Raw genomic sequence first — 20,740 nt, 5'->3', positions numbered from 1 at the left:
GTTAAGACCCCAGCGCGTCCACCGACCAGGACAGCCACATCATGGTGGCGCCGAGGGCGGTGGTGAACGTGGCGTCGAAACGCTTGGAACGCACCGCAACCAGACCGATTACTTTGGAGTCGCAGGTCAGGCGCACCAGCGTGAGCCACAGCAGGGCCGCGCCAAGGGTGAACGTGGCGCGACGCCAGTGCTCGGTGGCGGCGAAGATGCCAGAGAGCACAAACCCGACGACAAACACGGCAACCCCGGTGCGCTGCGCCCACAATGGCAGGCGTGACGGGGCGTTGCCGCGGTCGTGAGGGTTATCCAGCGTCAACCCCGGTGGTAGCGAGGTGCCGGGGAGCTGGATGCGGGTGCTTCCCACGTTGTTACGCGTCCTGGTTTGCTTGCTGGTTCACGCCGGCTTGGCGCTCGGCGCTTTCGACGATGTTGCGCACCAGGAACGTGCGCGTCATCGGGCCGACACCGCCCGGGTTCGGGGAGACCCAACCGGCCTTCTCCCACACGTCGGGGTGCAGGTCGCCGACGGTTTTGCCGTCGACGCGGGAGACGCCGACGTCGAGAAGCGCCGCGCCTTCCTTGATCATGTCGGCGGTGATCATGTGTGGCTTGCCAGCGGCAGCGATGATCACGTCCGCGCGGCGAGTCTCCGCAGCGAGATCCTTGGTGCCGGTGTGGCACAGCACGGTGGTGGCGTTGACATCGCGAGAGGTCAGCATCAGGGAAATCGGGCGCCCCACGGTCACGCCGCGGCCGATGACGCACACGATCGCGCCGTTGAGGTCTACGCCGAAGCGCTCGAGCAGCTTGATGGAGCCGTTCGGGGTGCACGGCAGCGGGGCCGGCTCGTTGAGGACGAGTTTGCCCAGGTTCACCGGGTGGAGGCCGTCGGCGTCCTTGTCCGGGTCGATCAACTCCAGGATCCGGTTCTCATCCAGGTGCTTCGGCAGCGGCAACTGGACGATGTAGCCGGTGACGGAATCGTCGCGGTTGAGCTCGTCGATAACCGCCTCAAGCTCCTCTTGGGTGGTCTCCGCAGGCAGGTGCTTCTGAATGGAGGCAATGCCGAGCTCTTCGCAGTCCTTGTGCTTCATGCGCACGTAGTTCTGGCTGGCGGGGTCTTCGCCGACAAGCACCGTCGCCAGACCCGGGGTCACCCCCTGTTCCTTCAGTCGCGCCACGCGCTCGCGCAGGTCCGCGAAAATCTCCTCGCGGTAGAGTTTTCCGTCCAGTTTGATCGCAGTCACGGCCCCAATCCTAGACTCTTGTGCGTGCTCCACATCATCTATGACAATCCGGCCATTGGCGGCAATGCTGGCGCGGCGATCCGCCTTGCGGCAAATACCGGCGCGCAGCTGCATTTCGTCGAGCCGCTCGGCTTCAATTTTGACGACAAACACCTCAAACGCGCAGGCCTGGACTACCACGATCTTGCAGACGTGGTCATCCACCCCAACATCGACGTCTGCTTCGACGCGTTGGAAGGCTCCCGCATTTTCGCGTTCACCGCGCACACCGACCACCACTACCACGAGGTGCAATACCAGGACGGCGACGCGTTGCTGTTCGGCAACGAGGCCAACGGCATCCCGGGGGAGCACCTCGCCCACCCGCGGATTACGTGTCAGGTGCGGATTCCGATGCTGCCGTCGCGGCGCAGTATGAACCTGACGAACTCGGCGTCAGTCGCCATCTACGAGGCCTGGCGCCAGCTCGGGTTCCCCGGCGCTTTGTGACAGCGGCGGCAACTCGCGGGCGCGCAGCTTATCGACGAGCCCACGCGCCTGGTCCTCCTCCAAATCCCGACACGTCACGCTGAAGGCGCCGGGCACCAGGTCCAGGTCAATGCTGGCCAGGCCAAGTTTTCGCTGCAGCGGATCCTGGTTGAAGGTCAGTTCCTGAATGTGTGGGACGTCCACCATCTGGAACCAGCGCCCGATCCGCCCTGCCGTTGTCGTGACCGCGTCGGCGCGGACCTTGACCGTTTGACGTTTCCAGTCGAACGGCGAGATCCACCGGGCGCTGCGCGGGGAGCGGAAATCTACGTTGTCCAGATCGGTCAGTTCTGCGCCGGTTAGCGGACCGACTGCATCGATCACGGCCATCGCCTGTTCCCACGTCCCCACTGGCAGAATCTTCGACGTGCCGGTTTGTTTGTTGCGTTCCGAGCCATAACCCGCCGCCACGACAGAGACCGTCCACCATCCGAACGGGCGCCAGAACATTGGCTGGCGCAACTGCACCGCGTGGATACGCGAGCGAGGCATTGCTTGCCGACGACGATTCGCCAACCCATACGTCAAGTGGAACACCTCCCCGTCCTTCGTCGCGTTGAAGCGCCACGACTGGTCGATCGTGCGCCAAATGCGCGGCATGAAACCCACCACAACCGGGATGATCGCCGCGGCGGTCACATCCGTCCACAGTGGAATCGTCGACCACGCCAGTGTGAATACGGTCGACATTTGCAATGTGGTGCCGATCAGCGAGCGGCGAATCGGGATCGGCGGCACCAACATGTTCGGTGCGTATTCGGCCCCGGCAGCGGCGGCGCTCTCAAGCGAACGCTTTACTGGCCCGTCAATGCGGGCCAGGATCTGCGCGCGGACCTCTTCTGCTTCCTCGCGCGGAAGGTATGTGATGTCCAAACCTGAACTGGCGCTGCCTGCGGCCTCGATACGCACGGAGGCAAGCCCGAACAGTCGCGGTGCAAAGGATTCGACTACGTCAACGGCCTGAACACGGTCGTAGCGCGCGGTGCGGATTTGGTTGGTAAGCACACCGCGGCGGGTCTCCACTTCTTCGTCGCCTACCTTGAATCCGCTGCGACGCCACCACACCTGGGACACCGCGAAAATCACCACGAGCGCAGCCACAAGGCCTGCGGCTGCCCATGCAATGTCGGTGGGCCCGACGTTTTCGCGCTGCATCCACCGATAAATCGGCATGGTGAAGTTGAACAGGGCGAGTGTCGCTAGGGCCAGCATGAACGTCCACACACGCAACAATGGCGTGAGCCTATGGACGTGGCGGTAGCCCTCCATGCCGGGAATTGTCGATACGCGTCCGCTTGTCACAGCCCACTCATCCGCTCACGAGCCTTCAGCGCAAGGCGATCCCGCAACGCATCTGCATCCGCCGCAAGCAGTCCCGGCAGATCCGAGTTGGACGAATTCGACGCCGTATGCACCGTCAGCTCCTTCAGCCCCAGGGCACGTGTGATCGGCCCCGACTGCACATCCACGAACTGAATGCGCCCGTACGGAATCACCGTGATCGTGTGGAACATCTTGCCGGTGCTCAGCACCAGTTCGTCCTCGGTCTCCAGCCAGCCCATGTTGCGGACCTGGTACGGGATAAGGAAGAAGCGCCAGATGAAGATCACCGTGAAAATCCCCAGCGGGATCAGGAATCCCCAGCCCCACTCGCGGTAGGCCAAATACAGACCACCGCACACACCGATGGTCCACAGGGCATTCGACACCAGCATCGGCCACATCAACTTCGGCGACACTTTGTGCATCTCCTCGACCGAGGACGGCAAAGGCTGCACCGGGCTATGCACGCCGGTAGTGGGCTGGCCTGCAGTGTTCGGGCCTGCAGTGTTTGGTCCGGGGTGATGTTCAGGGCTTCCGCTGAGCGCTTCAGACATGGCGATCACGCTACCAGCAGCCCCAGACACGGCCTTGCTCATGACAGGGCTCATCGGAGCATTCATCGGAAGTCCCTCGATCCCCGGGAGAGCAGCTCCCCTATCTCCAACGGTTCGAACCGGTCCGCCACCACGGACACTGCCCCGGAAGCATTTTGCACAATCCCGCGTACGACGAGCGCTTTCGCAGTGCGGGCAAGGACGCGTTGCTTCTTCCACAACCCGACTGAGATAACCACGTTGACCAGCCCGGTTTCATCCTCCATTCCCAAAAATGTCACACCACCTGCAGTGACCGGATGTTGGCGGTGCGTCACCACTCCGGCGATGCGCACGCGAGTGCCGTCCTCCACGCCATGCAGCAGTTGTGCAACCGGAATAACGCCTCGCTCCTCCAGCGATTCGCGCACCATCTCTACTGGCATGAGCTCCGGGGTCACCCCTGTGGCTGCGATGTCAGCCACCATGAGTTCGAACGAGTTCATGCCAGGCAGCGCCGGCGCCGAGATCGCCGATAATCCGGGCAGCATGCCGTGGCGTTCCGTGGCAGCGATACCCGCTTGCCACAATGCTTGTCGACGAGACACCTCAAAGCAGTCCAACGCCCCCGCCCGCGCGAGCGCCTCGACATGGTCGACGCTTAGGTCAGCCCGGCGCGATAGATCCGCAATATCGGTAAACGGTGCCGCTGCTTCGATCCGGTCGGCGGCATCCGCACCTAAGCCACGGACGAGCCCGAGCCCCATCCGGATCGTTGAAGAATCAATGCAGCGCGCCTCGCGCCCCGACGCGTTGACCGACACAGGCAGTACCTCCACCCCGTGCCGGCGTGCGTCCTGTACCAGCGACTGTGGTGAGTAGAACCCCATCGGTTGCGCCCGCAGCAACCCCACGCAGAACTGCGCCGGGTAGTGGCATTTAAACCAGGCGGAGAAGTACACCAAAGAGGCGAACGACTGGGAGTGCGATTCCGGAAACCCGTATGCGGCGAACGCCACGATCTTCTGCCACAGCCGTTCTGCGACTTCTTCGCTGATTTGGTTGGTGGCCCAGCAGCCTTCGAAAAACCTCGCGCGCAACGCGGCCATCTTGGCCGGTGAGCGTTTCGATCCCATCGCGCGCCGAAGCGCATCCGCCTCACGTCCGGAAAAACCAGCCGCGTCGACGCAGATCTGCATAAGTTGCTCTTGGAACAGCGGGATCCCCAGTGTTTTGCCAAGGGATCGCTCGAGCACCGGATGGTCGTACACGACCGGCTCTAGCCCGTCGCGACGCCGCAGGTACGGATGCACCGAACCACCCTGGATTGGACCAGGGCGGATCAAGGCCACCTGCACGACCAGGTCGAAAAACCTGCGCGGCTTCAACCTAGGCAGCGTGCCCATCTGTGCGCGCGATTCAACCTGGAACACGCCGACGGAATCGGCGCGGCAAAGCATGTCGTACACGGCGTCGTCGTCAAGCGAAAGCTCCCACAAATGCACCTTGCGGCCTGTGGTTTCCTCCACGAGATCCACCATGTGGTGCAGCGCTTCGAGCATGCCGAGCCCCAGCAGGTCGAACTTGACCAGGCCAGCGGAGGCACAGTCATCTTTATCCCATTGCACCACCGAGCGATCTGCCATGCGCGCCCATTCGACGGGGACGACGTCGGCGATGGGACGGTCACAAATCACCATGCCACCAGAGTGAATGCCCAGGTGACGCGGCTGCCCCTTGAACTGCGCTGCAAGTTGCTCCACAGCCTCGGGCGGATCTGAAAGCCCCTTCGACCAACTATCCGCAGCGCCCTGTGCGTATCCGAGCGCACGCGCGGCATCACGGACCGCCCCTTTCGTGCGGTACGTAATCACGTTAGCTACCTGCGCCGCATTGTCGCGCCCATATGTGTCGTAGACGTACTGAATGACCTCCTCTCGCCGGCCTGACTCAATGTCTAGGTCAATATCCGGCGGGCCGTCGCGGTCAGGCGAGAGGAAACGCTCGAACAGGAGGCCTGCCTCGATCGGCTCGACATTCGTGATCCCGAGGGCGAAACACACCGCCGAGTTCGCCGCCGAACCACGTCCTTGGCACAAAATGTTCTGCTTCGCGCAGAAATCCACGAGGTCGTAAATGATCAGGAAGTAGCCGGGAAAGTTCAGCTCTTCAATCACACTCAGTTCGTAGCGGATCTGCTTCATCGCCTGGTTGCGCACATCCGCACTTCGCGTCGCGTACCGGAACTGCGCGCTCGCCAACGTCAGATCCCGCAGATGATCCATCTCGCCTCGCCCGCTTGGCGTTGGGTAGCGCGGCAGTTCAGGCGCGACAAGATTCAGCGTGAACGCGCACTGCTTTGCCAACTCAACGCTGTAATCCAGCATGTGTTTGCATCCCGGCAGCATGCGTTCGAGCTGCTCGCCAGAGCGCAGCCAGTTCGCCCCCATCGGGTGCAAGTCCCCGTGTGCTTGCGCAAGTGCTTCTCTGCGAGCCAACGCACGCTTCGCCGCAGCCAACCTCGCCTGCTCACGCGTGGCTGCCGCCGGTATCGCGGTGACGATGGCGGGGAGGTGATCAAAACGATCGAGCATTGCGTGCCGGTCAGCGTCTTCAGGAGTCATCGAAACTTCATATTCTCGCACCACATTGTCCTGGCCAAATGTTTCGACCAGGTGGTCGATTTCCCCTACCCACTGCCAGCCGGCGAGCACGACGCAGGTGCCGCCCAGCTGGTCGCCGATGAGCTCCAGCGGCGGATAGGCCACCTTGTCCTTTTCCCGGGTGGCCATGTGCGCGTCCGCCATCAGGTGGGAGAGTCGCTTGTACCCCTCCGGCCCGCGGGCGATCACGGGCAGGACGGTGTCACCCAACGTCAGCTCCGCCCCGAAGACGGTGTCCAGCCCGGCCGCGGCGGCCGCCTCCGCGAACTTCACCGCGCCGTAGAATCCGTCCCGGTCCAGCAGCCCCACCGCGCTCAGTCCCAGCTCAACGGCCCGGGCCACCAAGTCCTCCGGTTCGCTCGCCCCGCCGAGGAAGCTATACGAGCTGACGGTGTGCAGCTCGGCGAACGGTGTCGTCGATAGGCATTGTTTTTGCGGCGGGGGCGCTGGCTCCGCCTTGCCGTACGCGGCGCCTGCGGGCGTGCCGGTGTGACCGACCGGCACCGGCTCCGGGCCGGGGCGGCCGGAGAGGATGCGTTCGAGCCGCGACCACGACAGTGGCGCTCCCCCGTTGAACCTCATAGCGGGAACGCTACCACCGTTCGAAACTGTGTGCTAGTTACTCCAAGGGGTGATGTATTCGTTCGGTTCCCACCCCTCGATCGCCGCAAGCAACTCTGCAGCCTGCGCACCGTCAATCTGCTCCCGAATGATGTCCGCATGCCCGGCATGGCGGGCGAACTCCTCCACCGCATGCACATAGATGTAGCGCAACTTAGCTACCTGCGGCTCATCCATGCCGTACCACGGGAACGGCCCCACCGGCAGTTCCGCCTCAAGGTCACCGCCGCGACACATCTCCATATAGTCAGCTCGCACGCTATCGAAGCGTTCCAAGATGCGATCCAGCGTCTCTTCGGCAGTCGGCGTAAAGCTGGCTGCAAAGTCGGCCTGTGAGTGTTCATACCCGGCAACACCGGCACCGGAAAGCGACCTCACCATGACAAACGTGACGTGTTTGAGCAGTCCGCTAATGCTCAGCGCACTGCGGAGTGGAGTGCGCCTCGCAGCATCGTCGTCAAGCCCAAACGCGCTAGCCCGCAGCGCATCTAACTGCACGTCAAGATAGTTACAAAGCGTGTCTAGCTCATTGTCTTTGCGCGGAAAATACATCGATATTCCTTCCTGTTGATCACTTTCCAACCGGAACCCTAAGCCCCGTTGAGGACAGCTTTTGTCCGCAGTATGGAGAAGAATGACTGCATGGCAAATACGACGCAGCGCGTGCTCCAGCTTTTGGGACTATTGCAAGCGCGAACCACGTGGCAAGCAAGCGCCCTCGCCTCTGAGCTCGGCGTCACAGAGCGCACAGTGCGCCGCGATATCGCGCGGTTGCGCGATATGGGCTACCCGGTCAATTCCAGCAGCGGGATCGAGGGAGGCTACCAATTGGGCACTGGTCGCCATTTACCGCCCCTACTCCTCGACGACACCGAGGCCGTCGCGCTCGTCGCGAGTCTGCGCATGATGGCCCTGAACGGCACCGACAACGCTGGAACCGCCGCACTTCGTGCCTTGGCCAAAATTGATCATATCTTGCCGCCCCACCTGCGAGCCCTAGCATCAGCGGTTGATAACGCAACTACGGCGCTCCCCCATGAGCGCCCGACCGTCGAACTACAACTACTCACCCAACTCGCCACTTCACAGCGGGACCACACGCTCGTACGTTTCACCTACAGCAAGCCCAACGGCACATCATCCACGAGGGAAGTTGAACCAGCCCGGCTCATGACCCAAGGCGAGCTCTGGTACCTCCAAGCATTTGACAAAAGCAGAGACGACTGGCGCACTTTTCGCCTCGACCGAATAAGCAACGCACAGACAACATGCTGGGGTTTCACCCCGAAGATTCCACCACCCCCGGACTTCAGCAGCGATATCGCAAAACGCTATCCCTGCGTCATCCGTGTGGAGCTGGAAAGCTCACCCGATCTGGTGGCCGAACGGATCCCCCCTCCCTATCGCACCGACCTAGAGGTAACCAAAAATGGATGTACTTTCGTCACCGGCGCACCAGATTGGGACGATCTTGCATGGCACCTTCTTTGGGTATGCCGCGACCTGGACTGCACGATGAAGTTGGACGCGAACGCAGAGTCAGACCACCTTCGAACGGCGTTGCACAACATCGGACAAGCTGCGCTTTTATTGGCCCAGGCATAGAAGCGCAAACTGCTTTGTTCTAAAAAATAGACTAAGCGGTACATAGGGTGCTAGATTCTCACCCGTCAAACTTTCCCAATAAACAAGGAGACATCATGCGTATCAAGCGCACCCTCGCAACCGTTGCTGCTGCAGCGCTCGCCACCACCGGCCTGGTCGCTTGCTCCAACGAGTCCAACGACGCCACCGAGACCACCGCCGCAAACGGCGAGAACGTCACCGTCAAGATCGGTACCACCGAGGCCGACCAGGAGGCCTGGACTGTATTCAAGCAGCTCGCAGCTGACAACGGCATCGAGCTCGACATCGTGCAGTTCTCCGACTACTCCCCGGTCAACGAGGCGCTCGCACAGGGAGAGCTGGACGTGAACAAGTTCCAGCACATTAAGTACCTCGCCGAGTACAACGCTGCTTCCGGCAACGACCTCAAGGTTGTCGGCTCCACCGAGATCGTCCCGCTCGCACTGTTCTGGAAGGACCACGACTCGCTCGACGGCATCGAGGGCCAGTCCGTCGCTATCCCGAACGACCCGTCCAACCAGGGCCGCGCCATCAACGTGCTGGTTCAGGCCGGTCTGCTTACCCTCAACGACAACGTCGCTGACCCGCTGACCCCGACCCCGGCCGAGATCAACAAGGACGAGTCCAAGGTCACCGTCACCCCGGTCGACGCATCCCAGACGCCGAATGCCTACAACGAGGGCAAGCCGGCCATCATCAACAACACCTGGCTGGACCGCGCAGGCATCGAGCCGAGCCTGGCCGTGTTCGAGGACGATCCGGAGTCCAAGGAAGCAGAGCCGTACATCAACGTGTTCGCTGCTCGTTCCGAGGACATTTCCGATGAAACGCTGAACAAGCTGGTCGAGCTGTGGCAGACCCCGGAGGTTGCTGAAGCTACCGCCAAGGACTCCAAGGGCACCTCGGTTCCGGTCTACCGCGACCAGAAGGAACTCAACGACATCCTTGACCGTCTGCAGAACAAGTAAGCACAAGAAGCAATAAGGAGCGCGTAGATCATGCGTACCAAGCGTTTTCTCGCAGCGGCGGCAGCCTCTGTCATCGCCGCAACCTCTTTGGTGGCGTGCTCGTCGGAAACGGAGTCGTCGACAAGCAGTGCTGATGGCGACGCTGTGACCGTCAAGATCGGCACCACCGACGCCGACCAGAAGGCCTGGAGTGTCTTCGCGGACGAAGCCCAGAAGGCTGGCATCGAGCTCGACATCGTGCGTTTCTCCGAGTACCCGCAGGTCAACCCGGCGCAGACCGAGGGACAGATCGAGATTTCGAAGTTCCAGACCATCAACTACCAGGCCCAGTACAACGCCACCGCCGGCAAGGACCTGCGCATCATTGGTTCTGGCGAGATCAACGTGCTTGGCCTGTACTGGAAGGACCACGACTCGCTCGACGGCATCGAGGGCACCGAAATCGCTGTCCCGAACGACCCGTCCAACCAGGGTCGCGCGATCAACGTGCTGGTTCAGGCTGGTCTGCTGAAGCTGCGCGAAGGCGCGCCGAAGCTCACCCCGACCCCGGCGGACATCGATAAGGATGCCTCCAAGGTCAAGGTTGTCGCTGTGGATGCGTCCCAGACGCCGAACGCCTACAACGAAGGCCGCCCGGCTGTGATCAACAACAACTGGCTGGCACGCGCAGGTATCGACCCGGCTTCCTCGGTCGCGGCCGACGATCCGAACTCCGAGCTTGCGGAGCCGTACATCAACGTATTCACTGTCTCAGGCGATGACCTGGACAACGAGACGTACGCCAAGTTGGTCGACCTCTGGCAGTCGCCGGAGGTCACCGCAGCGCTTGACGAGGATTCCAACGGCACCGCCGTGCAGGTCCAGCGCAGCAAGGAGGAACTCAACGAGATCCTCGACCGACTTGTGGAGGAGTACAAGTAAATGACAACAACCGGCACCCGGATTGAGTTCCGGAACGTATCCAAGGTTTTCAAAACCAAAGAGCGCGAGGTCAAGGCCGTCGATGACGTCACCTTGACCGTCGAGCCAGGCGAAATCCTCGGAGTGATCGGCTACTCGGGTGCCGGCAAGTCCACGCTTGTCCGCCTCATTAACGGCCTTGACATGCCAACCTCGGGCGAATTGCTTCTCGACGACACCAACGTCGCCGGTATGCCCGAGCGCAAACTCCGGGAGATCCGCCGCAACGTCGGCATGATCTTCCAGCAGTTCAATCTCTTTTCCTCCCGTACCGCAGCGGGCAACATCGAATACCCGCTGAAACTGGCCGGTGTAGGCAAGGAAGAACGCAAGCGCCGCGTTGCTGAACTGCTCGACTTCGTCGGTCTGTCTGACCGTGGCGAGAACTACCCGGAGCAGCTCTCCGGTGGCCAGAAGCAGCGCGTCGGCATCGCGCGAGCACTTGCGACCAACCCGTCGCTGTTGCTTGCCGACGAAGCCACGTCCGCCCTCGACCCCGAAACCACCCACGAAGTGCTCGGGGTGCTGCGTCGCGTCAACGAAGAACTCGGCATCACCATCGTGGTGATCACCCACGAAATGGATGTCATCCGAGCCATCGCCGACAAGGTTGCCGTAATGGAGAACGGCCGTGTTGTGGAGTACGGCGGGGTTTACGACGTCTTCGCCAACCCACAAACCCCCGTCGCCCAGCGTTTCGCAGCGACGAGCCTGCGCAACACCCCCGATGATGTTGAGCGCGCCGAACTGCTGACCAAACCAGGTCGTCTGTTCACCGTGGATCTTTCCGAGGACTCCGGGTTCTTCGGCGCCGCCGAGACCGCCCGCACGCGCGGTGTTGTCATCGAGCCGGTCCACGCCGGCATCACCACCTTGCAGGAACGTTCCTTTGGCAAGATGACCGTCCGCCTCAACGGCGACGACGCCGCTATCAACGAATTCCTGGCCACACTGCAGCGCAGCACCGAGATTGAGGAGATCACCCGATGACCGAATACCTGCTCGCTGAACCGAACTGGGACAACCTCGGCCCCACCTTCCTCGACGCCATCGGCGACACCCTGTGGATGGTCGCCATCACCATGATTGTTGGTGGCTTCTTCGGCCTGGTGTTGGGCATGCTGCTCTACACCACCCGACCAGGTGGCATCCTGCGCAACAACGTGGTCTACACCCTGATCAACGTTGCGGTGAACTTCTTCAGGCCAATCCCGTTCATCATCATGATCGCGATGCTGTACCCACTGACTCTGGAGGTCGTGGGCACCACCATCGGCCGTGCCGCTGCAACGTTCGTGATGTGTTTCTCCGCCACGTTCACCGTGGCGCGCATCGTGGAGCAAAACCTCGTCGCGATCGACCCCGGCGTCATCGAGGCCGCACGCTCCATGGGCGCAGGCCCCTGGAAGATCATCACCTCGGTGATCCTGCCGGAGGCACTCGGCCCGCTAATCCTGGGTTACACCTTCATCTTCATCGCGGTTATCGATATGTCCGCGATGGCCGGCTACATCGGCGGCGGCGGTGTGGGTGACTTCGCCATCGTGTACGGCTACCGCGCCTTCGAGCCACAAGTCACCTGGGCTGCAGTCCTGGTCATCGTGGTGATCGTGCAGCTCGCTCAGTTCCTGGGCAACTGGCTGTCCAAGAAGGTCATGCGCCGGTAGATTGAAGTGCCATGAAGGTAGCGGCGTTCGACTTCGATGGCACTCTCCACCACCCTCCCCACGGTTTCGACCAGGAGGATATCGCCGCAATAGATGCCTGGCGCAAAGCCGGGCATCTTGCCATTTCTGCCACCGGACGCTCCCGTACAGCGCTCGCCCACGGCATGGCCGGCAGCACGCTAGCGTTCGACTACCAGGTGCTGTCCAACGGTGCATCAGCTACCGACGGCGCCAACCGCGACCTGCTCTTCAGCCACGAACTCGACGGTGCCGTCCTGCGTGCCGCCGTGGAACAGTTCGGGGAGCGCGAGGGACTGGCTATTTTCGGCACCACCATCGGACGTGTCGACGGCGTGTTTGCCAACAACACCGGCCGTACCCACGACTTCACGGCTCACTTCACGCCGATGGGGATTCGCGACATCCCGGACCACCAGTTCGCTGTCATTCCGTTCTGGATTCCTGACAACGACGCGCTGCGCGCCGAAGTCATCGCCTGGGCCACCAAACTCGGCGACGTAGAAGTCGCCCAAAACCAGGACTACATCGATCTGATGGCACCAGGCCGCTCCAAGGGTTCAGGGATCCTCGAGCTGTTCGAGGTACTCGGCATCAACCGCGATGGCGTTGAGCTCTACACGTTCGGCGACTCATGGAACGACCTGAGTATGCATACCCTCGCCGACCACTCGCACTGCTTCCACCACTCCCCCACCGACGTGAAAGCAGCCACAGACCACGTCATCGGGTCAGTGGCTGAGGTGCTCGACGAGTACATCTAGGACCTGGTTTCGCCCCCGCCCGGCATCACCTAACGTGGCTGCACGCTGAGCGCGCCCCAGGCGGAGCCTTCCTTGGGGGCCTTGCCGCAGGAATCGACAATCCCGCTGACCGGACGCTTTTCCAGTTCGACGACGTACTCCCCACCGGCGGTGGTGACGTTGACGGTGGCGGTGGTGTCGTCGATACGCACAGGCGCAACGTCGAACTCCCCGTAACGAGGCTCAGCGACCTCGCTGGCAACAGCAATCTCGGCCACCTGTTCCACAGGACTGAGCGTGCCGCGACCGCGATTGCCGGGTACGAAGTATTCGCCCCGCTTCGCTGCTGTGAGCATCGCGTCGGTGGCCTCCACGTTCATGCGGCCGAAACTGTATGCCCAAGGCATGAGCATCATGGTTGCGGCGAAGCGGTGGCCCTTGATGTGGGAAACCTCCCACACGACATCGTTGCCGGGGCCGAACGGGTAGCGCTCGTGCAGTGCGTTGACCAGCGGGCGACCCTTCACTGCGCAGCAGACATCGCGCTTGGCGTGGGTGCAGATCAGCAGCAGCGGGCGTTCGCGGCGCACTCCACCGTTCTTACCGGGACCCGACAGGTCGAGGTTCAAAATGTCTTCTGGCCCGTCCACATGGAGGACCTCGGTGATGCCTTCGTCGGCGAAGACGAGATAGAGGTGGTGATCCTCAATGTTGCGACCTTCGCGCGTTGGATGGCGGATGAGCAGCAGGGATGCGTCGTATTCGTCGAGGTGTTTGGAGATTTTGGGGGTGATTTCTTCGCCAAGTGCGGCGTTGGAAATCACGTCGCGGGGCCACGGGTCGGGCCACTCAAAGATGACGTAGGTAGCGCCGGGCTTGGCGGTGCCGGGCAGCGGTTCAACCTCAACATCTGAGCAGGGCAATTGTCGCATGTCACCACCATAGCCAAGCTTGGCCTAACTTATTAGATGACCCATTTGAACAACATTCACTTCTGTAACAGTTAGATAACCTTTTGGGTATTTCGCTCTGAGGCTTTTGTTCTGATTCCTCCTGCTGGTTACGGTGGCTTAATGCAAAAAAATTCCGGTTCCTTCCGCGCTGCGGTCGTGGGCGCTTGCGTAGCGACGATCGCTGCCTGCACCGCCTGCACCACACCCAGCTTCGGGGCCGGCGAAACGGTGGCCAGCAGCTTGTCCGCCAGCTCTCCGCGTCTGAAACCGTTGGGCAACGCTGACCCGTCTCCGAAGACGCAGCGCCCGTCGGCACCGTCACAGCTTGTGGTCACCGCGGTCCGTGTTGGCGCACATGAGGGATTCGACCGCGTCGTGGTGGATCTTGAGGGCGACGGGGATCCGGGTTGGTTTGTGGATTACACCTCCACCCCGATGCAGGAGACCACCGGCCAGCCGTTGAAGGTAGCGGGTAACGCGTTTTTGAACATCAACGTCGACGGCACCGTTTATCCGTTTGAGATGGGTAAGGATTCCGATGTTGAGGTGAAGATGGCTGGCGATACCGGCAACGTCATCGACGTGATCAGCGCCGGCACTTATGAGGGCCGCAGCCAGGTCGTGGTGGGTCTGCGCTCTGCCTTGCCGTATTCGGTGCAGGTGCTGGAGGACCCGAAGCGCGTGGTCGTCGACATCGTCCAGAACTAATCGCAGCGCTAAACCCCCACCGTTAATACACCGCCTCGACGCGCCAGCTGCGTCTGCTCCACACAAGCAACCAGCCTGTGACAGCGCCGTCTGGTCCGCCTTCGCGCCCGACGACTTGCATGCGCGCAAGCCGTCCTGTGGCCCCTTCGGTTTGGGCCCACCATCCTTCATCCACGGGCCACGGCCCGGCCCAGCCGGTAACCAGAAACCGGCGATCGCCCCAGGCCAGGGCGTACGGCGTGGTTGAGAGCAGCACTTCGGCGGTGACGATGACGGGGGTTGCGGTGTCGTCGATAAGCGCGATGCGCGAGGCGGGGTGCTCAATGCCGCCGCCGAGGCGCGCAGGCAGCGGTGCTGGGATCGCTCCGGGCCACGACCGCTTGTCGACGACCGGCCCCGCCTCCCCGTACGGCACCATCTGCACCCGTTCTGCCACGCCACGGCCGCCGACGAGCCGGGGTTGGAGCACCGCGTCGATGCCGAGTTGGGATTGCACGCGTTCCACGACGCGGCGGGCGGTGTCGGTGGAGGCGCCGTCGGCCCACAGTTCGCCGACGGGTTCGGGCGCGGCGAGTTCGAGTGGTTCCAGGATGAGACTTGTAATTTCGCCTGCGCCGCCGCCAGTGAGCCAGCCGTCGAGTTGCCAGCGCACACGGTCGGCGGTGGCGGCCTCGGTGAGTGCTTCGCGGGTGCGCCAGACGCGTTCGACACGGGTGCCGTCGCCAAGTTCGGCGGTCACCTTCAGCCGCAGGCAGTTCCGCCCCGTTTCCTTCAGCCGTTCGTGCAGGCTGGCGGCCAGCGCACGGGCGGCGAACGCTGCAGCATCAACTCGGTCGATCGGGTCCTCCGGAGTGATCGCCACCGCGAGGTCCTCCACGGGAATTTCGGGCGCGACGCGGCGGTCCGGCGTGGCTGCGGCGATCCGGTAGATGAGCATCCCGGACTGGCCGAAGCGCGTGGTGACAGCCGCCGGGGGCAGCGCCGCCAACTGCCCGAGCGTGGAAATCCCCAACTGCCCCAACGCCCGCACCGTGTCCATGTCCGCGCCGAGCGCTTCTTCGGCGACGAGCACACCGAGTGGCTGGTCTGCCAGGAACGTCGCCGACTGCCCCTGCGCCACCACGTCAGATGAGCGCGAGGCGATCACTGCGGTGGCGATCTCGTCGGCGGCACCGGCAAGGGCGTCGATGCCGCGGCGCGAGGCGGCGTCGATAAGCATCTCGAGCGCACGGTCCTCACTGCCGTGGAACTTGCCCGCGGCCTCAAGGTCCGCAACGACAAGGCCTGGGCGCAGCACTTCTACGCTCGCCGCGACATCGTCGAGACCCGCTGCAAGTGCTGCGAACATCCGGCCGTCGCGGTCGGCGTTGTCCTCCACCACCGTCAGCTCCGGCGCTGCCGCCTGTGCGTTTCGCACCCGCATCCCACGCCGGATGCCCACTTGGCGGGCTGCCTGCGAGCACGCCTTCACCCTGTGGTGCGCAGCAATCGCAATGGGTTCTATCAACTCGTCGCCGGACTCCAACTTCGCAGCCTGCACGGGCCAGTCCGGAAACCACAACGCCGCTACTCTCATGTGACCAGTCGCAGCTTTCGCCTATCGACGACCCGCTCACCACCAGCACCCAACGTCACCCGTGCACTCGCCGGACGATAGCCCTTACCTTCTGCGCGCACGTCGAAATCGATCCCGGTAATGCGCCCTGTGCCTCTGCCGATGCCGTGGAATTGTGCGAGCGTGCCCGTCAGCGTGAGCGCCGGCGACGGCACCGCAACGTTGACACACACAAGCGCCGCTTGCCCTTTCCGGATCCTGGCCAGCAGTGGCCGGGCGCGCACCGGGGTGAGCTGGAACGGGCTGCGGGTGCGCAGCACCACCAGGTCAAGCCCTTCGGCGAGCACGCCCGCCACCGAGAGGTCGTCAATACCCGGCTCCGGCACCGCAACGACCCGCTCAAGCGCATCGGCGCCGATCGCGGCATACGACAACTCCGGCCAACCCACCACGCCTGCGCGCCCACCGGCTTCCACCACCTGGCCGATGAGCTCCACGATCAGCGCCGGGGTGTCGCTGACGTGCGTGACCGCCCTTCGCGCCAAGCCACCATTCGGCAACACAGTCGAAAGACCACCGCCGATCGTGAGCACCTCAGTATCAGCAGCAACCTCCTGAGGGACCTCCCCGCCGAGCGCAGCCATACGCGCACGCAGCTCTGCGATCTGCTCAGCACGCGTCGGCTGAGCAGGCGCTTCGCCCACTTCATGCAGGTGCGCCGCCGCAGATAACGCTCGAATAGGTGTTCCACTCACGCCAGATAGTATGCACCCCGGGGTCGACGCAGGCAACGCCCCTGGTCGAACAGGCTTGCTAAATTATTTTCAACTTCTTTTCGCTGTTCAAGGAATGAAAGTCTTTCACGCGAATCAGCTTTTGTATACGCATTGAACCAGATTGAGTACGCTCAGCAGCATCATTTCCTATCCGAACATTCGCACAGCTGAAGGAGGCAGACTGATGGAGCGGGTTCCAATTCAACCGCAAACGCTCGCATGGGCACGTCAGGTATCTGGTCTCACAGTAAGCGAGCTAGCAAATGCAATCGGAGTGAAGGCAAAGCAGATTGACGCCTTTGAAACCGGCACCGCGAAGCCAACGTTCAAACAACTGGTCAATGTAGCGAAAAAGCTCGACCGCACACCCGCATTTTTCTTCACCGAACCGCCAGCCCAAGCAGATGTCCCCCCTACGGTTGATTTCCGGCAGTCCCCCGAAGCCGATGGGCTCGACGCAGCCACCACTAAAGCGCTGCGAAGGGCGGAACGCTACCGCGAGATCATGCTGGAGTACAGCCAACCTTCTCACGCCGGAATCACATTCCCTACCGCTTTTCACTGGGGCACAGAGCAGCAGGCAGCAGCAGCGATGCGTTCTCTGTTGGAGCTCGAGCCTTCTTTTGTTCCTACCGGACCAACAAAGGACGCTGGCTTCAAAATGTGGCGCGACCTTTTGGAAAACCATGGGATCATGGTGTTCCAAACTTCGGATGTGGAACGTGGAGTCTTCCGCGGCCTCTCTGTCTATCACGACGTGTTGCCGATTGTTCTACTCAACGGAAAAGACAGCTCTGCAGGAAAGACGTTTACCCTTTTCCATGAATTGGGCCACCTCATCAACCGCAGCAGCGGGTTGTGCTTGCTCGAGGAGACCGACACTGAAGAAGCGTTAGTTAACTCTTTCGCTGCACACTTTCTTATGCCAGGGGCAGCAGTTTCGGAGAAACTATCTGGCCTAGATAGCGATGACCTCGTCGGCGTAATTGCCACCCACTTCAAGGTAAGCCGGGTTGCTGCGGCTATTCGGCTCAAAAACCTCGGTGTGGTCAACGAATCGGCCGTGAAACGTGAAATGTCGTTAAGCAATTCCGCATGGAAACAAGAACGCGACCAGATGAAAAAGAAGGAAGCCGGGCCAGCATATTGGCGGATGCGTTACCGGGATCTCGGCGCAACGTACGTGGGCACGGTGGCTCGTGCGTTAGAAGAAGAGAAAATTAGCATTCTCGATGCATCGTATTTCCTCGATTCGCGTGTACCAACCGTCGACAAGCTGATTGATGCCTATCGAAGTGAGGCAGGATGACTTCCTACACCTTCGATGCCAACATCTTGATCAACATGGAGCGTTGGTATCCCCGCGAACATTTCGCGAGTGTTTGGAGCAATGTCGAAGAGTTGATCACAGATGGTCGCGCCTGCATTTGCGGGATGGTCGAAGAAGAGATCAAGCGAGGTACCGACGACCTTCACAAATGGACAAGATCCATTGATGAATTCGTCCATCCACACACGGAGCAGGACTATGAGATAGCAGCCAAAATCTCAACCGCCCACCCAGACTGGGTAGTTGAGAAACAAAACGCCGCTGATCCCTTCGTCATCGCGCATGCAGCAATCGAGGGGTCGATCCTCGTGACTCAGGAAACAAGAAAGGGACCCGGAGTTCAAGGCCGGAATTTGAAGATTCCCAATGTCGCCGACGAGCATGGTGTCACATGCATCAATTTTTTCGGCCTACTCAAGGCTGAGAACTGGAGGTTCTGACATGATCCCGATCAGCGCCAACGAGGTCCGTAGCCGCGTCACTCCGATCCCCACACCCGCCATCGTGCGCGCGCTGGGTTCGCTGGCTGTGGGCGGTTCCGTGGGCGTGATGGTGTCCGAAGCGCCGCTGGGCATCAAGGCGATCACAGCACTGGTCTGCGTCGTTGTTGCTATCGCGGTGACGTGGTTGCACCCCTACCGGAAGCAGATTGTGGCGTTTGCGGAGGAGAAAAATGTCAGCAGGGTGCCGTCGATAAGCATGGTTGTGCCGCTCATGGTGTGGTGGCTGGTACTCATGATGGGCCCGCTGGTGCACTGGTCCGCGGTGGCGGGGCTGCTGGTTGGCATCCTTGCGGCAGTGGCGGCGTGGTTGCTGTACCCGCACGTGGACGGCACGCGGCGCCTCGCGTACGCATAGAACTACTAGAAAGAATCTACTCGAAAGGCTTTCTAGTAGACGAGTTTTCGCAGCTCAACCTAGAAACATTCCCTTTCGAGTAGCTTTCGAGTAGCTTTCTAGTAGCTTTCGAGCTACCGCAAAGGCCCTTCCAAAAGCCATACCGCCCGAGGGTCCCGCGGACCTTTACCGCGCCATTGAATAAGGCCCTCCTCCCGCAGCGCTTTCAACGCGCGGCGGGCAGGCGGGTTCGAAATCCCCAAGGCATCTGCAACCTCCCCCGTAGACATTGGCCCGCCTTTCGCTTGCATGACTGACAGGGCGCTGCCGGCGTGAGGCGGGAGGGAGTCCGCGGTCTTCGGATCAAGCCGTTGAACCGCCTTCAACGTGAGCAGAACACTTCCGCTCGTCTGCTGGTAAATCGGGTCAGCAAAACCCACTCGCCGCATACCTGCGAACATACGGCGGATACCCTCGCCGAGTTCTTGACCAATCCGAAGCTCTGCCGTCACCCGCGCAATGAGAGGATTGCGCGCAAATCGAGCAATAGATTCTGGTCGTGTGGGGTCCACCAAACCGGGAAAGCGCCCCGGACTCGAAACTTCGAGGCGAGATGGATAGATCTCGAACCGCACATGGTCACCAGCTATGCTGTACGACCGGTGAATGACAGCATTTACTAATCCCTCAAGCCAAACGTCGTTCGGGATGAGATTTTCATCCTCGAACAACCCCGAAGCGCCCAGGCGCCGGACTTGCGGCAGCATCCCCTCAATCGCCCGCTGAGCAGCCCCAATTTGTTGTGGCAACGGCCCCTCAAACCGGTCGTCGGCCAAAAGCTGTTGCTGATGCCCCGCGAGCCGCTCATCCTCACCGAACCGCAGAACACGGACATGCGCATTAGGGAAGAACTCTTGCGGGTCTTTACCGAAGAGCAAGAGTGCTGCTGTTCGGGGCCTACCTTCACGGTCGATGAGATTTCTTGCTTTAAGAGCGTCTTCAGCGGAAGAAGAACCAATAACGTTGGCATATTCACCAACGACCTCCATATCGAGATCACCCATACCGACACGGGGCAGCACCGTCGCGTCGAACTGTTGCTCACCCTTGGTGTAACGCAGTTCGAGAATGCCGTCTGCATTCAGCAACCGAGATTCGTCGCCGACACGCAGGAAGCAGTCCCCCGACCGCAAATAATGCACATGCTCACTCGGGTCTACATGAAACAGGTAAACCTGCGCACCGTCGCCGATATCGAACGGCTCGATTCGAACGCGCACGGTTGGATCCGTGTGGTCGAGCGATGTTTGTCTCAGATCATTGTCCTGTTTAGGCGTCGGTGCCCCATCAAACTCCCGGTCAGTAATTCCGACAGCAATAATGCCGCCCTCCGCATTTGCCATGCCGACGATGGTCTTGGCGAGATCCTTCGGCTTGATACGGAAAGACTTTCGCTCGAACCATTGATCTTCCGGCAGACGCAGAAGGAGGCTCGGGTCATCTCGGTAGTTTCTCTCTGGATGCACAGAAGGAATTCTACTCGAAAGGCTTTCTAGTAGACGAGTTTTCGCAGCTCAACCTAGAAACATTCCCTTTCGAGTAGCTTTCTAGTAGCTTTCGAGCTACCGCAAAGGCCCTCGCGCAGGCCCCGCCATTCTCGAAACCCCTGCTGCGAAGTCCGCCG

The 20,740-nt window shown here is 61.4% G+C and carries 21 protein-coding genes; 11 read left to right on the top strand and 10 right to left on the bottom strand.

The annotated features are described in order from the left end of the window. Position 1: 1 nt before the first annotated feature. Entirely contained in the window at positions 2-364 is a 363-nt protein-coding gene (locus tag HMPREF2785_RS04025; RefSeq protein WP_244268678.1) for a DUF3017 domain-containing protein, read from the bottom strand. A 4-nt stretch (positions 365-368) separates the two neighbouring features. After that, entirely contained in the window at positions 369-1,247 is an 879-nt protein-coding gene (locus HMPREF2785_RS04020; protein WP_101740604.1) for a bifunctional methylenetetrahydrofolate dehydrogenase/methenyltetrahydrofolate cyclohydrolase, read from the bottom strand. Between the two features lie 18 nt (positions 1,248-1,265). Between HMPREF2785_RS04020 and HMPREF2785_RS04015 the strand changes: the two genes are divergently transcribed. Beyond that, a complete protein-coding gene (locus HMPREF2785_RS04015) occupies positions 1,266-1,736 on the top strand; it encodes a tRNA (cytidine(34)-2'-O)-methyltransferase (RefSeq protein ID WP_070614294.1) in 471 nt (156 codons plus the stop codon). Here HMPREF2785_RS04015 and HMPREF2785_RS04010 read toward each other — a convergent pair. From HMPREF2785_RS04010 to HMPREF2785_RS03995, 4 genes are all read right to left on the bottom strand, one after another. Then, positions 1,683-3,077, bottom strand: a complete 1,395-nt coding sequence (locus HMPREF2785_RS04010; protein ID WP_141740851.1) for a PH domain-containing protein — start codon at positions 3,075-3,077, stop codon at positions 1,683-1,685. The genes HMPREF2785_RS04015 and HMPREF2785_RS04010 overlap by 54 nt on opposite strands. Further along, on the bottom strand, positions 3,074-3,652 hold the full coding sequence (locus tag HMPREF2785_RS04005; RefSeq protein WP_342027948.1) for a PH domain-containing protein: 579 nt from the start codon (positions 3,650-3,652) through the stop codon (positions 3,074-3,076). Before HMPREF2785_RS04005 ends, HMPREF2785_RS04010 begins: the two co-directional genes overlap by 4 nt. A 62-nt stretch (positions 3,653-3,714) precedes the next feature. After that, positions 3,715-6,876, bottom strand: a complete 3,162-nt coding sequence (locus tag HMPREF2785_RS04000) for an error-prone DNA polymerase (RefSeq protein ID WP_070614293.1) — start codon at positions 6,874-6,876, stop codon at positions 3,715-3,717. A gap of 33 nt (positions 6,877-6,909) precedes the next feature. Next, complete coding sequence (locus HMPREF2785_RS03995) at positions 6,910-7,467, bottom strand: DinB family protein (RefSeq protein WP_070422802.1); 558 nt, start codon at positions 7,465-7,467, stop codon at positions 6,910-6,912. Positions 7,468-7,557: 90 nt separating this feature from the next. On the opposite strand from HMPREF2785_RS03995, the gene HMPREF2785_RS03990 reads away from it, so the two are divergent. The 6 genes from HMPREF2785_RS03990 (at position 7,558) to HMPREF2785_RS03965 (ending at position 12,918) form a co-directional block, all read left to right on the top strand. Further along, entirely contained in the window at positions 7,558-8,520 is a 963-nt protein-coding gene (locus tag HMPREF2785_RS03990; protein ID WP_083284741.1) for a helix-turn-helix transcriptional regulator, read from the top strand. Between the two features lie 95 nt (positions 8,521-8,615). Then, complete coding sequence (locus tag HMPREF2785_RS03985; RefSeq protein WP_070422801.1) at positions 8,616-9,509, top strand: MetQ/NlpA family ABC transporter substrate-binding protein; 894 nt, start codon at positions 8,616-8,618, stop codon at positions 9,507-9,509. A gap of 30 nt (positions 9,510-9,539) precedes the next feature. Continuing rightward, positions 9,540-10,430: a MetQ/NlpA family ABC transporter substrate-binding protein gene (locus HMPREF2785_RS03980; protein WP_070614292.1), complete on the top strand. Its 891-nt coding sequence runs from the start codon at positions 9,540-9,542 to the stop codon at positions 10,428-10,430. After that, entirely contained in the window at positions 10,431-11,459 is a 1,029-nt protein-coding gene (locus tag HMPREF2785_RS03975) for a methionine ABC transporter ATP-binding protein (RefSeq protein ID WP_070614291.1), read from the top strand. After that, positions 11,456-12,136 carry a methionine ABC transporter permease gene (locus HMPREF2785_RS03970; protein ID WP_070482425.1) on the top strand — a complete coding sequence of 227 codons (681 nt, stop codon included), beginning with the start codon at positions 11,456-11,458 and terminating at the stop codon, positions 12,134-12,136. Before HMPREF2785_RS03975 ends, HMPREF2785_RS03970 begins: the two co-directional genes overlap by 4 nt. An 11-nt stretch (positions 12,137-12,147) precedes the next feature. Further along, positions 12,148-12,918, top strand: coding sequence for an HAD family hydrolase (locus HMPREF2785_RS03965; protein ID WP_070614290.1), 771 nt, complete (start codon positions 12,148-12,150; stop codon positions 12,916-12,918). 29 nt (positions 12,919-12,947) lie between these two features. On the opposite strand, the gene HMPREF2785_RS03960 is transcribed toward HMPREF2785_RS03965, so the two are convergent. Next, a complete protein-coding gene (locus tag HMPREF2785_RS03960; RefSeq protein ID WP_070614289.1) occupies positions 12,948-13,829 on the bottom strand; it encodes a sucrase ferredoxin in 882 nt (293 codons plus the stop codon). Between the two features lie 141 nt (positions 13,830-13,970). On the opposite strand from HMPREF2785_RS03960, the gene HMPREF2785_RS03955 reads away from it, so the two are divergent. Further along, complete coding sequence (locus HMPREF2785_RS03955) at positions 13,971-14,558, top strand: AMIN-like domain-containing (lipo)protein (RefSeq protein WP_070614288.1); 588 nt, start codon at positions 13,971-13,973, stop codon at positions 14,556-14,558. Positions 14,559-14,580: 22 nt separating this feature from the next. Here the strand turns inward: HMPREF2785_RS03955 and HMPREF2785_RS03950 are convergent, their stop codons facing one another. Beyond that, positions 14,581-16,134: a Y-family DNA polymerase gene (locus HMPREF2785_RS03950; protein WP_070614287.1), complete on the bottom strand. Its 1,554-nt coding sequence runs from the start codon at positions 16,132-16,134 to the stop codon at positions 14,581-14,583. Then, complete coding sequence (locus HMPREF2785_RS03945; protein WP_246821147.1) at positions 16,131-16,868, bottom strand: hypothetical protein; 738 nt, start codon at positions 16,866-16,868, stop codon at positions 16,131-16,133. Before HMPREF2785_RS03945 ends, HMPREF2785_RS03950 begins: the two co-directional genes overlap by 4 nt. 205 nt (positions 16,869-17,073) lie before the next feature. Between HMPREF2785_RS03945 and HMPREF2785_RS03940 the strand changes: the two genes are divergently transcribed. Genes HMPREF2785_RS03940 through HMPREF2785_RS03930 form a run of 3 tightly spaced genes read left to right on the top strand, consistent with a single transcriptional unit; the run spans position 17,074 to position 19,077 of the window. Then, positions 17,074-18,198: a helix-turn-helix domain-containing protein gene (locus HMPREF2785_RS03940; RefSeq protein WP_070570562.1), complete on the top strand. Its 1,125-nt coding sequence runs from the start codon at positions 17,074-17,076 to the stop codon at positions 18,196-18,198. After that, positions 18,195-18,659 (top strand): DUF4411 family protein, encoded by a 465-nt coding sequence (locus tag HMPREF2785_RS03935; RefSeq protein ID WP_070422792.1) that lies wholly within the window; start codon positions 18,195-18,197, stop codon positions 18,657-18,659. Before HMPREF2785_RS03940 ends, HMPREF2785_RS03935 begins: the two co-directional genes overlap by 4 nt. 1 nt (position 18,660) lies before the next feature. After that, positions 18,661-19,077 (top strand): hypothetical protein, encoded by a 417-nt coding sequence (locus HMPREF2785_RS03930; protein ID WP_070570565.1) that lies wholly within the window; start codon positions 18,661-18,663, stop codon positions 19,075-19,077. A 113-nt stretch (positions 19,078-19,190) separates the two neighbouring features. Here HMPREF2785_RS03930 and HMPREF2785_RS03925 read toward each other — a convergent pair whose 3' ends face one another. After that, positions 19,191-20,582, bottom strand: a complete 1,392-nt coding sequence (locus tag HMPREF2785_RS03925) for an RNA-binding domain-containing protein (protein ID WP_070614286.1) — start codon at positions 20,580-20,582, stop codon at positions 19,191-19,193. Positions 20,583-20,740: the final 158 nt, after the last annotated feature.

The sequence above is a fragment of the Corynebacterium sp. HMSC067D03 genome (assembly GCF_001811185.1).
Lineage (GTDB): Bacteria > Actinomycetota > Actinomycetes > Mycobacteriales > Mycobacteriaceae > Corynebacterium > Corynebacterium coyleae.
The sequence above is the reverse complement of the archived record's forward strand: the minus strand, read 5'-3'. Positions and strand labels throughout refer to the sequence as shown.

Coding starts and splice junctions, on each gene's coding strand:
- HMPREF2785_RS04005 (WP_342027948.1), bottom strand. CDS start 3,652: ATGTCTGAAGCGCTCAGCGGAAGCCCTGAACATCACCCCGGACCAAAC.
- HMPREF2785_RS04000 (WP_070614293.1), bottom strand. CDS start 6,876: ATGAGGTTCAACGGGGGAGCGCCACTGTCGTGGTCGCGGCTCGAACGC.
- HMPREF2785_RS03995 (WP_070422802.1), bottom strand. CDS start 7,467: ATGTATTTTCCGCGCAAAGACAATGAGCTAGACACGCTTTGTAACTAT.
- HMPREF2785_RS03990 (WP_083284741.1), top strand. CDS start 7,558: ATGGCAAATACGACGCAGCGCGTGCTCCAGCTTTTGGGACTATTGCAA.
- HMPREF2785_RS03985 (WP_070422801.1), top strand. CDS start 8,616: ATGCGTATCAAGCGCACCCTCGCAACCGTTGCTGCTGCAGCGCTCGCC.
- HMPREF2785_RS03980 (WP_070614292.1), top strand. CDS start 9,540: ATGCGTACCAAGCGTTTTCTCGCAGCGGCGGCAGCCTCTGTCATCGCC.
- HMPREF2785_RS03975 (WP_070614291.1), top strand. CDS start 10,431: ATGACAACAACCGGCACCCGGATTGAGTTCCGGAACGTATCCAAGGTT.
- HMPREF2785_RS03970 (WP_070482425.1), top strand. CDS start 11,456: ATGACCGAATACCTGCTCGCTGAACCGAACTGGGACAACCTCGGCCCC.
- HMPREF2785_RS03965 (WP_070614290.1), top strand. CDS start 12,148: ATGAAGGTAGCGGCGTTCGACTTCGATGGCACTCTCCACCACCCTCCC.
- HMPREF2785_RS03960 (WP_070614289.1), bottom strand. CDS start 13,829: ATGCGACAATTGCCCTGCTCAGATGTTGAGGTTGAACCGCTGCCCGGC.
- HMPREF2785_RS03955 (WP_070614288.1), top strand. CDS start 13,971: ATGCAAAAAAATTCCGGTTCCTTCCGCGCTGCGGTCGTGGGCGCTTGC.
- HMPREF2785_RS03950 (WP_070614287.1), bottom strand. CDS start 16,134: ATGAGAGTAGCGGCGTTGTGGTTTCCGGACTGGCCCGTGCAGGCTGCG.
- HMPREF2785_RS03940 (WP_070570562.1), top strand. CDS start 17,074: ATGGAGCGGGTTCCAATTCAACCGCAAACGCTCGCATGGGCACGTCAG.
- HMPREF2785_RS03935 (WP_070422792.1), top strand. CDS start 18,195: ATGACTTCCTACACCTTCGATGCCAACATCTTGATCAACATGGAGCGT.
- HMPREF2785_RS03930 (WP_070570565.1), top strand. CDS start 18,661: ATGATCCCGATCAGCGCCAACGAGGTCCGTAGCCGCGTCACTCCGATC.